This window comes from Rhizobium binae (assembly GCF_017357225.1).
GTDB classification, from domain to species: Bacteria; Pseudomonadota; Alphaproteobacteria; order Rhizobiales; family Rhizobiaceae; genus Rhizobium; species Rhizobium binae.
In genome coordinates this window covers 34,155-47,233 of the sequence record NZ_CP071604.1, presented here as the reverse complement: position 1 = coordinate 47,233, position 13,079 = coordinate 34,155, and the positions used below count along the sequence as shown (strand labels likewise).

Below are 13,079 nucleotides of genomic sequence, written 5' to 3'. Positions count from 1 at the left end.
CGATGCGCGTCGCAATTATCGACTATGGTTCCGGCAATCTGCGCTCGGCCACCAAGGCTTTTGAGCGGGCCGCGCGCGAGGCCGGCATCGACGCGCAGATCGATCTCACCGACAAGGCTGAGGATGTTGCCGCCGCCGATCGCATCGTGCTCCCGGGTGTCGGCGCCTACGCCGATTGCCGGCGCGGCCTCGATTCCGTGCCCGGCATGACCGAGGTCCTGATCGAGGCTGTCGAAAAGAAGGCGCGGCCGTTCCTCGGCATCTGCGTCGGCATGCAGCTCATGTCCTCGCGCGGCCTTGAGAAGACGGTGACGCACGGCTTCGGCTGGATCCCCGGTGACGTGATTGAGATGACGCCAAACGATCCGGCGCTGAAAATTCCGCAGATCGGCTGGAACACGCTGGATCTGAAACGCGAACATCCGCTCTTCGACGGCATTCCAACGGGAGCGCAAGGGCTGCACGCCTATTTCGTCCACTCCTACCATCTCGCCGCCGAAAATGCCGACGACGTCATCGCGACGGTCGATTATGGCGGACCGATGACGGCGCTCGTCGGGCGCGACAACATGGTGGGCGCTCAGTTTCACCCGGAAAAGAGCCAGAAGCTCGGCCTCGCCCTGATCGCCAATTTCCTGCGCTGGAACCCGTAATACCGCCGCCTTATTTTTCCTTTATGGAAACGCGGGAACAGGAGTGCGCTCGATGCCGGCTTCGCGGAAATCAGGCAAGGTGTTCTATAGGCTGAGACCCTCCAGAGAAGGGCTGCCGCCCTTCTCGGACCTCCGGCTTCCCGATGGAACGATCATCCGCCGTGTCGATGAGGCCATTCACCGGAGGGCGCTTTCCAATGCGGCCAGGGCGTTGACAGAAAGGCTGGACCGATGATCCACGAATTCCTTGCCGGCAACGAAAATTCGCAGCTGCGCGCCAACGGCATCAACGCCGGCGACATCGCCGAGGCCGTGTTGGAGTTTTATATCGAAGGCGAGGACGATCTGATCGGCCTGCTTGCCTATGCCCTTTATGAGCGGCAGAAGCGCGATTTCGTGCTCAGCTACCGCAAGCGCAATGCCGGCCGTTCACCCAACGAGGCCGAGCTTGCCGCCGTCTCCGGCAATTATCTCTCGACCGACCTGCGCAATACACTGCGCGACCGCGCCTCGCATATCCTTGCAAGTTATGCCGAAACCTATGTGGAGGCGATGGAGCCGGAGATCCGGCTCGCCGCCGTCAACAGCCAGGCGCTTCGGGAGGTGCGCGACATCCAGAAATCGATGAAGCGGCGCCTCGGCTTCTGGCGCCAGGTGCGCGCCGGCTTGACCGTCACGCTGCTGCTTCTTCTGCTTTTCGGCGCGGCCACCATTGCCGCTGTCTTTTTCCGCTCGGATATCGTAGATGCGTGGAATGCGCTGATGGTATCGACCACTTTACGGACGTGAGACGACATGATCCTTTTTCCCGCGATCGATCTGAAGGGCGGCCAATGCGTCCGCCTGAAGCTCGGCGACATGCAGCAGGCGACGGTCTACAACACCGATCCGGCCGCCCAGGCGAAATCCTTCGAAGACCAGGGTTTCGAATGGCTGCATGTGGTCGATCTCGACGGTGCCTTTGCGGGACATTCGGCCAATGGCGACGCCGTAGAGGCGATCCTCAAGGCGACGAAGAATCCGGTGCAGCTCGGCGGCGGCATCCGCACGCTCGATCATATCGAGGCGTGGCTCGCGCGCGGGCTGCGGCGCGTCATTCTCGGCACGGTAGCGGTCAGAAATCCTGATCTGGTCATCGAGGCCTGCCGGAAATTTCCCGGCCACGTCGCCGTCGGCATCGACGCCAAGGGCGGCAAGGTGGCCGTCGAAGGCTGGGCGGAGGCTTCCGAACTCGGCGTCATCGAGCTCGCCCGGAAATTCGAGGGCGCCGGCGTCGCCGCGATCATCTATACCGATATCGACCGTGACGGCATCCTTGCGGGCATTAACTGGGCTTCGACGCTGGAGCTTGCCGCTGCCGTCTCCATTCCTGTCATCGCCTCCGGCGGTCTTGCCTCACTCGACGACGTCAGACGCATGCTGGAACCGGATGCAGGCAAGCTCGAAGGCGCGATTTCGGGCCGTGCACTCTATGACGGCCGTATCGATCCCAGGGAAGCGCTGGCACTGATCAAGGCCAGCAGGGCCAAGGAGACTGCGTAATGACCCTCAAGGCCCGTGTCATCCCCTGTCTCGACGTCAAGGACGGCCGCGTCGTCAAAGGCGTCAACTTCCTCGATCTCGTCGATGCCGGCGACCCGGTCGAAGCAGCGAAGGCCTATGATGCCGCCGGCGCCGACGAACTCTGCTTCCTCGACATCACCGCTTCTTCGGACAACCGCGAAACGATCTTCGATGTCGTGTCGCGCACGGCCGACCAGTGCTTCATGCCGCTGACGGTCGGCGGCGGCGTGCGCGCGATCGCCGATATCCGCAAGCTGCTGCTGTGCGGCGCCGACAAGGTCTCGATCAACTCGGCTGCGGTCAGCAATCCCGACTTCGTCGCCGAGGCGGCCGACAAGTTCGGCGACCAGTGCATCGTCGTCTCTATCGACGCCAAGCGCAGGCTCACGCAGGCGGTCGGCGGCGACAACCTCAGCGCCTGGGAAATCTATACGCATGGCGGCCGCAACGCGACCGGCATCGACGCCGTCGAATTCGCCCAGAAGATGGTGGCGCGCGGCGCGGGAGAACTCCTGGTCACGTCGATGGATCGCGACGGCACCAAGGTCGGCTATGACCTGGAACTGACCCGGGCGATCGCCAACGCGGTGCGCGTGCCGGTCATCGCCTCCGGCGGCGTCGGCGACCTCGACGACCTCGTCGCTGGGGTGAAGGAAGGTCATGCCAATGCGGTGCTCGCCGCCTCGATCTTCCACTTCGGCACCTATTCCGTCAGCGAGGCGAAACACTATATGTCGAAGTGCGGCATCGCTATGCGTCTCGACTGAAGCTTGAAAGCGGACATATGAGCGGATTTTCCCTTTCCGACCTCGAAAGGATCGTTGAAGAGCGATCGAAGGCCTCACCGGAGCAGTCCTGGACGGCGAAACTCGTGGCCGGCGGCCAGCCGAAAGCGGCAAAGAAGCTTGGCGAGGAGGCGATCGAAGCCGTGATGGCAGCGGCGACCGGGGACCGTGACAATCTGACCTATGAAGCCGCCGACGTGCTCTATCACCTATTGGTCGTATTGAAGATTGCTGAAATACCGTTAGAGAATGTCATGGCCGAACTCGAGCGCAGAACCGCGCAGTCCGGTCTCAAGGAAAAGGCCAATCGGCAGAATTCATGAGTATCGCGACTGAGATCATCGGGGTGCCGGAAACATTGGATCACTTCCAGTCCGAATCCTATTCGCCCTACCACTTCTTCTCTTCCGAACAATGGGCGAAATTCCGCGCCGACACGCCGCTGACGCTGACCAGCGACGAGGTCAAGCGGCTGCGTTCTATGGGCGACCCAATCGATCTCGACGAGGTGAGGCGCATCTATCTGTCGCTCTCGCGGCTGCTGTCGGCGCATGTCGAATCCTCGCAAATGCTGTTCGAACAGCGCAACCGCTTCCTGAGCCTCTCCGACGTGACCAAAACGCCCTTCGTTATCGGCATCGCCGGCTCGGTCGCAGTGGGAAAATCGACCACCGCCCGTATCCTCAAGGAACTGCTCGGGCGCTGGCCCTCCAGCCCGAAGGTCGATCTCGTCACCACCGATGGCTTCCTGCATCCGAACGCCGTGCTGCAGCGGGAAAAGCTGATGCAGCGCAAGGGTTTTCCGGAAAGCTACGACACGGCCGCCATCCTGCGCTTCCTCTCGGCGATCAAAGCCGGCCGACCGGACGTGCAGGCGCCCTGCTATTCGCACCTCGTCTATGACGTGCTGCCGGACGAGTACAAGATCGTCGACCGGCCCGACATCCTGATCTTCGAAGGCATTAACGTGCTGCAGTCGCGCGACCTGCCGGCCGACGGCAAGATCGTGCCGATGGTGTCCGACTTCTTCGACTTCTCGATCTATATCGATGCGGCGGAAGACCAGATACATAACTGGTACGTGACGCGCTTCATGCGGCTGCGGGAGACCGCCTTCCGCGATCCGAACTCTTACTTCCATCGCTATGCCTCGATCAGTGATGCGGAAGCTCTCGAGATCGCCGCGGATCTGTGGACGAATATCAACTTGAAAAACCTGCGCCAGAACATCCTGCCGACGCGGCCGCGCGCCGATCTCATCCTGAAAAAGGGCAAGGATCACCTGATCGAGCAGGTTGCGCTGCGAAAATTGTAGCGACCGATTGTTCCGGCTATCCGTTCAGGGATTGACCCGGCGCAGCGTCAGATTGATGCGGCCGCCATTCTTCAGCAGCGTCGATGTTGCCGGATGAATGCGGTCGACACCGTGGAAACACAGCCTGCCCTCGCCGCCCAGCACGACCAGATCGCCGCTCGACAGTTTGAAAGATAGCGTGCGATCATTGCGATTCAGACCGCCGACGCGAAAGAGGCAGCTGTTGCCAAGCGAGATCGAGACGACGGGAGCCTGCATATTCCGCTCGTCCTTGTCCTGGTGCAGACCCATGCGGGCCTCGTCGGAATAGAAGTTGACGAGACAGGCCTCCGGCGGCTGCTGATAACCGGCAACGTCGTTCCATATCTCGAGCAGTTGCTGAGGCATGACTGGCCAGTGCCTGCCGGTGACAGGATGCGTCGGCTGATAGCGATAGCCGCGTTCCTTGTCCGTCACCCAGCCGAGCGGCCCGCAATTGGTCATGCGCACCGACATCGGTTTGCCGGTGCCTGGCATAACGGGCACGAAGAGCGGCGCCTCGGCGACCACGGCACGGATCACCTCGACCAGCGCTTCCTGACGCGACCGATCGAGATATTCAGGCAGATGGCGGACACCGTTCGACAGCTCGGGCATGTCAGTCGCCGCCGCCGGGGCGGCCGCGCATTTTCTTCACTTCCGACCGGCCGGATTTTTCCTTCAGACGGCGCTCGACCGAACCCTTGGTCGGCTTGGTCTTCTTGCGCGGCGGCGGCGGCGGCTTGGCGGCCTCCAGAATCAGCTCCTTCAGCCGTTCGCGCGCGTCCTCACGGTTGCGATCCTGGCTGCGAAAGCGGCTTGCCTCGATCATCAGCACGCCATCCTTCGACAGCCGCCGTCCGGCTAGCCTGATCGCATTGGCCTTGACGCGGTCATTGAGGGAGGGCGAATTCGCGAGGTTGAAAAACAGCTGGACCGCCGTCGAAACCTTGTTGACGTTCTGGCCGCCGGGACCGCTTGCCAGAACGAACTGTTCCGTCAGCTCCCATCCCGAGATGGTGATCCTGTCATCGATATAGAGCGCGTCGCTGGCCATGCGGCGTTCTATCTCATATCGACAGCGCGTTGAAAATATCAGCCGGCATCGGAAAAACCCGGCAGTCCTGCGATGCCGGGTTTTCACGTGAGTCAAAGACTTTGTTTTCAGACGGGCTGAGCTTATTCGGCTGCCACCTTGACGCCGGGAGCCGCGTCGCGGACGCCGCCGTCAACGTGATTCTCGAACTTGGCGAAGTTGGCGATGAACATCGAGACCAGCTTTTCGGCCTGCGCGTCATAGGCTGCCTTGTCAGCCCAAGTCGAGCGCGGATCGAGAATGCCGCCGTCGACGCCATCGACGGAAACCGGCACGGCGAAGCCAAAATTCGCATCCGTGCGGAATTCGACCTGGCCGAGTTTGCCGCTGAGGGCAGCGGCGAGGAGCGCCCGCGTCGCCTTGATCGGCATGCGCTTGCCGGTGCCGTAGGCGCCGCCGGTCCAGCCTGTATTGACAAGCCAGCATTCGACGCCGTGGCGGCCGATCAGATCCTTCAGCAGGTTGCCGTATTCGGCCGGATGCCGCGGCATGAAGGGCGCGCCGAAGCAGGTCGAGAAGGTCGCTTCCGGCTCGACGACGCCCTTTTCGGTGCCGGCCACCTTGGCCGTGTAACCGGAGAGGAAGTGATACATCGCCTGATCGGGCGTCAGCCTGGCGATCGGTGGCATGACGCCGAAGGCATCGGCGGTCAGCATGATGATCGTCTTCGGATGCCCGGCCCGGCCCGTCGCCGAGGCGTTCGGGATGAAGTTCATCGGATAGGCGCAGCGAGTGTTTTCGGTCAGCGATCCGTCGTCGAAATCCGGCTGGCGGCGGTCGTTCAGCACGACGTTTTCGAGCACGGTGCCGAAACGCTGGGTCGTCGCGTAGATTTCCGGCTCGGCCTCGGCCGAAAGGCGGATGGTCTTGGCGTAGCAGCCGCCTTCGAAATTGAAGATGCCGTTTTCGCTCCAGCCGTGCTCGTCGTCGCCGATCAGCGTGCGCGCCGGATCGGCCGAAAGCGTCGTCTTGCCGGTGCCGGAAAGGCCGAAGAAGACCGCCGCATCGCCATCAGGGCCAACATTGGCCGAGCAGTGCATCGGCATCACGCCCTTGGCCGGCAGCAGGTAGTTGAGCACGGTGAAGACGGATTTCTTCATTTCGCCGGCATAGGAGGTGCCGCCGATGAGGACGAGGCCGTTGGTGAGATCGCAGGCGATCACAGTCTCCGACCGGCAGCCGTGGCGGGCCGGATCGGCCTTGAAGCTCGGCAGGTCGATGATCGTCAGCTTCGGCACGAAGGTGGCCAGCGCCGCGGTCTCCGGGCGGATCAGGAGATTGCGGATGAACAGCGAATGCCAGGCGAATTCGGTGATGACGCGGGTCGGCAGGGCATGGCCCTCTTCGGCACCGCCGACAAGGTCCTGGACGAAAAGATCCTTTCCGGCGGCATGCGCCAGCATGTCGTCGCGCAGCAGGGCGAAATGCTCCGGCGAGAGCGGCTTGTTGTTGTCCCACCAGATTTCGCCATCGGTATTGGCGTCGCGAACGACGAACTTGTCGCGTGGCGAGCGGCCCGTATGTTGACCGGTGAGAGCCCTGAGCGCCCCCTGAGCGGTCAGTTCGGCTTCGCCCCGGCGGATCGCTTCCTCATACAGCGCTGCAGCGGAAAAGTTATAGCGAACGCTGGCTGCGCCGCCCAATCCAACCGTTGCCAGCTCCGTTGCCGGGTTACGAACTCCGAACATTTCCATGGCTACTTCCCTTCGCTCAGGCGCGTTGCCGTTAAAACTGATCGCGAAAATAAGGGCAGAAATTTTAAAACACAAGGGATTAAAATCCAGAAAGATTAGTAATATCAAACAATTAATCGATTTAAATTTCGGCCGTACGTTTTAAATCGTTTGAAGAAGTCCCGTTGCAACTATTCGACGCGCTACCTGAGATTGTCGGGGAATTTTACGACAATCCTCCCCTTTATCTTTGCCACAATTTGTTCCACCTTTATCCTCCATAAGCGCATCCGGTCACTGAGACCGCCTGGGGACGATGAAAATCCGGGAGATTGCGCACTGATGACGGAGACCAACACCATGCCGACAATCGCGCTCGTTGACGACGACCGCAACATCCTCACCTCGGTGTCGATCGCACTGGAGGCCGAAGGATATAAGGTCGAGACCTATACGGACGGTGCTTCGGCGCTCGACGGACTGCTGGCGCGACCGCCGCAGCTGGCGATCTTCGATATCAAGATGCCGCGCATGGACGGCATGGAGCTTTTGCGCCGCCTGCGCCAGAAGTCGGATATTCCCGTCATCTTCCTCACCTCCAAGGATGAGGAGATCGACGAGCTGTTCGGCCTGAAGATGGGCGCCGACGATTTCATCACCAAGCCCTTCTCGCAGCGCCTGCTGGTGGAGCGGGTGCGCGCCGTGCTGCGTCGCGCTTCGAGCCGCGAAGCCGCGGCCGCCGGCGGCACGAGCCCGAGCGGCGCGCCGAAGGCCGGGGCCGTGCAGCAGGCCCGTTCGCTGGAGCGTGGCCAGCTGGTCATGGACCAGGAGCGCCATACCTGCACCTGGAAGGGCGAGGCCGTGACGCTGACGGTGACCGAGTTCTTGATCCTGCATTCGCTGGCGCAGCGCCCGGGCGTCGTCAAGAGCCGCGATGCGCTGATGGACGCCGCCTATGACGAACAGGTTTATGTCGACGACCGGACGATCGACAGCCACATCAAGAGGCTGCGCAAGAAATTCAAGATGGTCGATACCGATTTTGATATGATTGAAACGCTCTACGGAGTGGGATACCGCTTCCGCGAAGCAGCCTGAGCCCAGCCGGCGCGGCGCGAGACATAGTTAAGGGTTGCGGGACGGTGATCCGGCCCCGCCCCTTTGAAAGGGCCTGTCATTGGCACAGTTGGTGCAGGAAAGGGATATGGACGATGCGGAGGGCGTGAGCACCCGTCGCGTCCGAGGCCGCCGTTGGTCGCATCCCTTCACCCTGATCCGCCGCATCTTCGGCAATGCCGTGTTTTCGAGCCTGACGCGGCGAATCCTGTTCTTCAATCTGGTCGCGCTGGTGGTGCTCGTCGGCGGCATCCTCTATCTAAACCAGTTTCGCGAAGGCCTGATCGACGCCCGCGCCGAAAGCCTGTTGACGCAAGGCGAGATCATCGCCGGCGCGGTTTCGGCCTCCGCATCGGTCGATACGAACTCGATCACCATCGATCCGCAGAAGCTGCTCGAACTGCAGGCCGGACAGAGCATCACCCCGGTGCCGAACGACGAGGACCTGGATTTTCCGATCGATCCGGAGAAGGTCGCCCCGGTCCTGCGCCGGCTGATCTCACCGACGCGCACACGCGCCCGCATCTTCGATGCCGACGCCAATCTGCTGCTTGATTCGCGTCACCTTTATTCGCGTGGCCAAGTGCTGCGCTTCGACCTGCCGCCGGTCGAGGAAGAGAAGCAGACCTGGAGCGATTGGTTCGCGACCCTGTTCAACAAGGCGCTGCAGCCCGGCAATCTGCCGCTCTATAAGGAAGCCCCGGGCGGCGACGGTTCGATCTATCCTGAAGTCATGAACGCGCTGACCGGCGTTCGCGGCGCGGTCGTGCGCACCACGGAGAAAGGCGAACTCATCGTTTCCGTCGCCGTGCCGATCCAGCGCTTCCGCGCCGTGCTCGGCGTGCTGCTGTTGTCGACGCAGGCAGGCGACATCGACAACATCGTGCATGCAGAACGGCTTGCGATCATGCGTGTCTTCGGCGTCGCGACGCTCGTCAACGTGCTGCTTTCGCTGGTGCTGTCGTCGACGATCGCCAATCCGCTGCGCCGCCTTTCGGCCGCCGCCATCCGCGTGCGCCGCGGCGCCAAGGCGCGTGAGGAGATCCCCGATTTTTCCGCCCGCCAGGATGAAATCGGCAATCTTTCCATTGCATTGCGCGAGATGACGACAGCGCTTTACGACCGCATCGACGCAATCGAGAGCTTTGCAGCCGATGTCAGCCACGAACTTAAGAACCCGCTGACCTCGCTACGCAGCGCCGTCGAAACCTTGCCGCTCGCGAAGTCCGAGGATTCCAAGAAGCGGCTGCTGGATGTCATCCAGCACGACGTCCGCCGTCTCGACCGCCTGATCAGCGATATTTCCGATGCCTCGCGCCTCGATGCCGAACTCGCGCGCGTCGATGCCGCCTCCATCGACATGGAAGTCCTGCTGCGCGATCTGATCGACGTGTCGCGTCAGATCAGGGGCAGCAAGAAGCAGGTGGAGATCGCCTATTCGATCGAACGCAAGCCCAACGTCAAGACACGCTTCCTCGTCAACGGTCACGATCTGCGCATCGGCCAGATCGTCACCAATCTGATCGAGAATGCCCGCTCCTTCGTCCCCGAAAAAGGTGGCAAGATCACCGTGCGGCTGATGCGGACACGGTCGCGCTGCGTCACCACGATCGAAGACAACGGTCCCGGCATCCAGGCGGAGAATATCGACCGTATCTTCGAGCGCTTCTATACCGACCGGCCGGAATCGGAGGGCTTTGGCCAAAACTCGGGCCTTGGTCTTTCGATCAGCCGCCAGATCGCCGAGGCGCATGGCGGATCGCTCAGAGCAGAGAACATCACCGACGCCGAAAGCGGCGAGGTGCTTGGCGCGCGCTTTATCCTCGCCCTGCCGCTGGATCCAGCCGCATGAGCGAGGCCGCAAACATCCATGCCACGGCAATCGTCGTCGGCAGGACCGGGCTCCTGTTCAGCGGTCCCTCCGGCTGGGGCAAATCGATGCTGGCTTTCACCTGCATGACCGAGGCCAGACGCCTCGGTCTGTTTACGGCGCTGGTTGCCGACGATCAGGTGCTTCTGTCGGGAGAGGCAGGCACGGTGATCGCCACCTGCCCACCGTCGATCGCCGGGCTGATCGAACTGCGCGGCACCGGCATCGTCCGGCAGGATCATGTCCCTCAGGCGGCCATGCATTATGCCGTGCTTCCCGGCAGCGCTTCCGGCGAAAACCGCGTCCCCCCCGACCGCGAATTCGTCAGCCTTGCCGCCGGTTATTCGCTTCCCGCGTTGCGGTTGCTCACAGGCGTGCCCTCACCGCTTGCAGTCCTGATGGCGAAAGCCCCTGATATCGGGGATTGAAGGCTTCCGGATTGATCAATCTGCCTTATATGTTTGCATTTTTATCTTGCACTTCGGCTTTTCATCGCCAAGATGTGCCCCCACCGGTGGACGTAATTGCTGCGTTGCGATATCTCAGCCATCGTTTGCGTATATGGGAGCAGTAATATCATGATCGGACTTGTGCTTGTCACTCATGGCAAGCTGGCTGAAGAGTTTCGTCATGCTGTCGAGCACGTCGTCGGTCCTCAGAAATTCATCGAGACGGTCTGTATTGGCCCCGAAGACGACATGGACCAAAGACGGCAGGACATTCTGCAAGCGGTTTCCGGCGCCGATGATGGCCATGGCGTCGTCATCCTGACCGACATGTTCGGCGGCACGCCGTCCAATCTCGCAATATCGGTCATGAGCAGCGGCCACACCGAGGTCATCGCCGGCGTCAACCTGCCGATGCTGATCAAGCTCGCCGGCGTGCGCGGCGAGAACAATATGGAGAAGGCGCTGGTCGAGGCTTCCGAAGCCGGGCGGAAATATATCAATGTCGCGAGCCGTGTGCTCAGCGGAAAATAACGGCGCTTCATGACATCGCTTTCCCGGGAACTCCTTATCATCAACAAACGCGGCCTTCACGCACGCGCCTCGGCCAAATTCGTTCAGATGGTCGAGACCTTCGATGCCGCCATCACCGTCTCCAAGGACGGAATGACGGTCGGCGGCACGTCGATCATGGGCCTGATGATGCTTGCAGCAAGCCCCGGCTCGAGCGTCGTCGTCTCGGCGAGCGGCAGCCAGGCCGAGGAAGCACTGGAGGCCTTGGACCAGCTGATCCAGAACCGCTTCGGCGAAGAGATGTGAGCTTAGGCCGAGCCCATATAAACATATAAAGACTTCTTTATATCCTTATTGCCTTCCCATCAGAAGCCTGCTAAACGGCGGACATGCCGTGCGCTGAAGCGTGTCGCATCGAACCTGGTTCATGCAATGCGGTTCGGCGCTTTAGTGTTATGCATCTCGCGTTCCCGGAACTGCTGCACAGATCCGGCCGACTTGCATCGGCACGCGGCCTATCCGTCGCGCGATCCTCTTCGCGCCTGCGCCAATTTTTGAGACGTTTTTCAGCCTGGAGACCTCTATGAGCACTGAAAAAGATTATGTCGTCGCCGATATCGGGCTTGCGGATTTCGGCCGCAAGGAAATTACGATCGCCGAAACCGAAATGCCCGGGCTGATGTCCTGCCGCGCTGAATTTGGCGAGGCGAAGCCGCTGAAGGGCGCGCGCATCACCGGTTCGCTGCACATGACCATCCAGACCGCCGTGCTCATCGAAACGCTGGTGGCGCTCGGCGCCGAGGTCCGCTGGGCCTCGTGCAACATCTTCTCGACGCAGGATCATGCCGCTGCGGCAATCGCCGCTGCCGGCGTTCCCGTTTTCGCCATCAAGGGCGAGTCGCTCGAGGACTACTGGGTTTATACCGACAAGATCTTCCAGTGGGCCGATGGCGGCCTTTCCAACATGATCCTCGATGACGGCGGCGATGCCACCATGTACATCCTGCTCGGCGCCCGCGCCGAAGCCGGCGAGGACGTATTGTCCCATCCGCATTCCGAGGAAGAGGAAATCCTCTTCGCACAGATCAAGAAGCGCCTTGCCGCTTCGCCGGGCTGGTTTACCAAGCAGCGCGATGCGATCAAGGGCGTGACCGAAGAAACGACGACGGGCGTCAACCGCCTGTACCAGCTCAGCCAGAAGGGGCTGCTGCCCTTCCCGGCGATCAACGTCAACGATTCCGTCACCAAGTCGAAGTTCGACAACAAGTACGGCTGCAAGGAATCACTGGTCGACGGCATCCGCCGCGGCACCGACGTGATGATGGCCGGCAAGGTCGCCGTCGTCTGCGGTTATGGTGACGTCGGCAAGGGCTCTGCCGCTTCGCTCTCCGGCGCCGGCGCCCGCGTCAAGGTCACCGAAGCTGATCCGATCTGCGCCCTGCAGGCGGCGATGGACGGTTATGAAGTCGTCCTGCTAGAGGACGTCGTTTCCTCGGCCGACATCTTCATCACCACCACAGGCAATAAGGACGTCATCCGCATCGACCACATGCGCGAGATGAAGGACATGGCGATTGTCGGCAATATCGGCCACTTCGACAATGAAATCGAAGTCGCTGCGCTGCGTAACCTCAAGTGGACCAACATCAAGCCGCAGGTCGACCTGATCGAATTCCCCAAGGGCAACCGCATCATCCTTCTCTCCGAAGGCCGCCTGCTCAATCTCGGCAACGCGACGGGCCATCCGTCCTTCGTCATGTCGGCCTCGTTCACCAACCAGACGCTGGCGCAAATCGAGCTCTTCACCAAGCCCGGCCAGTACGAGAACAAGGTCTACATCCTGCCGAAGCACCTCGATGAAAAGGTTGCGCGCCTGCATCTCGACAAGCTCGGTGTGAAACTTACCCAGCTCAGCGAAGAGCAGGCTGCCTATATCGGCGTCAAGCCGCAGGGTCCGTTCAAGTCCGACCACTACAGATATTGATCCCATCATCGATATCCACAAGATGTAGAAGCCGCGGCATTGACAAA

Annotated in this window: 16 protein-coding genes; 13 read left to right on the top strand and 3 right to left on the bottom strand. The window is 61.3% G+C overall.

Annotation, left to right across the window (positions count from 1 at the left end):
- Positions 1-2: 2 nt before the first annotated feature.
- Genes hisH through coaA form a run of 7 tightly spaced genes read left to right on the top strand, consistent with a single transcriptional unit; the run spans position 3 to position 4,316 of the window.
- Positions 3-653, top strand: a complete 651-nt coding sequence (gene hisH / locus J2J99_RS00235; protein WP_168295167.1) for an imidazole glycerol phosphate synthase subunit HisH — start codon at positions 3-5, stop codon at positions 651-653.
- Positions 654-705: 52 nt separating this feature from the next.
- A complete protein-coding gene (locus tag J2J99_RS00230; protein WP_168295166.1) occupies positions 706-888 on the top strand; it encodes a hypothetical protein in 183 nt (60 codons plus the stop codon).
- On the top strand, positions 885-1,442 hold the full coding sequence (locus J2J99_RS00225; RefSeq protein WP_168295165.1) for a hypothetical protein: 558 nt from the start codon (positions 885-887) through the stop codon (positions 1,440-1,442). The genes J2J99_RS00230 and J2J99_RS00225 overlap by 4 nt, the downstream gene beginning before the upstream one ends.
- Before the next feature lie 6 nt (positions 1,443-1,448).
- A complete protein-coding gene (hisA, locus tag J2J99_RS00220; RefSeq protein WP_168295164.1) occupies positions 1,449-2,195 on the top strand; it encodes a 1-(5-phosphoribosyl)-5-[(5-phosphoribosylamino)methylideneamino]imidazole-4-carboxamide isomerase in 747 nt (248 codons plus the stop codon).
- On the top strand, positions 2,195-2,983 hold the full coding sequence (gene hisF, locus J2J99_RS00215; RefSeq protein WP_168295163.1) for an imidazole glycerol phosphate synthase subunit HisF: 789 nt from the start codon (positions 2,195-2,197) through the stop codon (positions 2,981-2,983). The genes hisA and hisF overlap by 1 nt, the downstream gene beginning before the upstream one ends.
- A gap of 17 nt (positions 2,984-3,000) precedes the next feature.
- Positions 3,001-3,324 carry a phosphoribosyl-ATP diphosphatase gene (locus J2J99_RS00210; protein WP_168295162.1) on the top strand — a complete coding sequence of 108 codons (324 nt, stop codon included), beginning with the start codon at positions 3,001-3,003 and terminating at the stop codon, positions 3,322-3,324.
- Complete coding sequence (gene coaA, locus J2J99_RS00205) at positions 3,321-4,316, top strand: type I pantothenate kinase (RefSeq protein WP_168295161.1); 996 nt, start codon at positions 3,321-3,323, stop codon at positions 4,314-4,316. The genes J2J99_RS00210 and coaA overlap by 4 nt, the downstream gene beginning before the upstream one ends.
- Before the next feature lie 24 nt (positions 4,317-4,340).
- Here the strand turns inward: coaA and J2J99_RS00200 are convergent, their stop codons facing one another.
- The 3 genes from J2J99_RS00200 to J2J99_RS00190 all read right to left on the bottom strand — a co-directional run bounded on the left by J2J99_RS00200 (position 4,341) and on the right by J2J99_RS00190 (position 7,124).
- The gene (locus tag J2J99_RS00200; RefSeq protein ID WP_168295160.1) at positions 4,341-4,952 is read right to left on the bottom strand and encodes an alpha-ketoglutarate-dependent dioxygenase AlkB family protein; all 612 of its coding nucleotides are present in this window, start codon (positions 4,950-4,952) and stop codon (positions 4,341-4,343) included.
- A gap of 1 nt (position 4,953) precedes the next feature.
- On the bottom strand, positions 4,954-5,391 hold the full coding sequence (arfB, locus tag J2J99_RS00195; protein WP_168295159.1) for an alternative ribosome rescue aminoacyl-tRNA hydrolase ArfB: 438 nt from the start codon (positions 5,389-5,391) through the stop codon (positions 4,954-4,956).
- Positions 5,392-5,513: 122 nt separating this feature from the next.
- The gene (locus tag J2J99_RS00190) at positions 5,514-7,124 is read right to left on the bottom strand and encodes a phosphoenolpyruvate carboxykinase (RefSeq protein WP_168295158.1); all 1,611 of its coding nucleotides are present in this window, start codon (positions 7,122-7,124) and stop codon (positions 5,514-5,516) included.
- Between the two features lie 339 nt (positions 7,125-7,463).
- On the opposite strand from J2J99_RS00190, the gene J2J99_RS00185 reads away from it, so the two are divergent.
- The 6 genes from J2J99_RS00185 to ahcY all read left to right on the top strand — a co-directional run bounded on the left by J2J99_RS00185 (position 7,464) and on the right by ahcY (position 13,032).
- Positions 7,464-8,201 carry a response regulator transcription factor gene (locus J2J99_RS00185; protein WP_189636746.1) on the top strand — a complete coding sequence of 246 codons (738 nt, stop codon included), beginning with the start codon at positions 7,464-7,466 and terminating at the stop codon, positions 8,199-8,201.
- A 79-nt stretch (positions 8,202-8,280) separates the two neighbouring features.
- Complete coding sequence (locus J2J99_RS00180; protein WP_168295157.1) at positions 8,281-10,071, top strand: sensor histidine kinase; 1,791 nt, start codon at positions 8,281-8,283, stop codon at positions 10,069-10,071.
- Positions 10,068-10,517, top strand: coding sequence for an HPr kinase/phosphorylase (locus tag J2J99_RS00175; RefSeq protein WP_168295156.1), 450 nt, complete (start codon positions 10,068-10,070; stop codon positions 10,515-10,517). Before J2J99_RS00180 ends, J2J99_RS00175 begins: the two co-directional genes overlap by 4 nt.
- 150 nt (positions 10,518-10,667) lie before the next feature.
- Positions 10,668-11,069 (top strand): PTS sugar transporter subunit IIA, encoded by a 402-nt coding sequence (locus J2J99_RS00170; protein WP_004672623.1) that lies wholly within the window; start codon positions 10,668-10,670, stop codon positions 11,067-11,069.
- Positions 11,070-11,078: 9 nt separating this feature from the next.
- The gene (locus J2J99_RS00165; RefSeq protein ID WP_003544133.1) at positions 11,079-11,354 is read left to right on the top strand and encodes an HPr family phosphocarrier protein; all 276 of its coding nucleotides are present in this window, start codon (positions 11,079-11,081) and stop codon (positions 11,352-11,354) included.
- Positions 11,355-11,631: 277 nt separating this feature from the next.
- Positions 11,632-13,032 (top strand): adenosylhomocysteinase, encoded by a 1,401-nt coding sequence (gene ahcY, locus J2J99_RS00160; RefSeq protein ID WP_168295155.1) that lies wholly within the window; start codon positions 11,632-11,634, stop codon positions 13,030-13,032.
- The last annotated feature ends 47 nt before the right edge of the window (positions 13,033-13,079 follow it).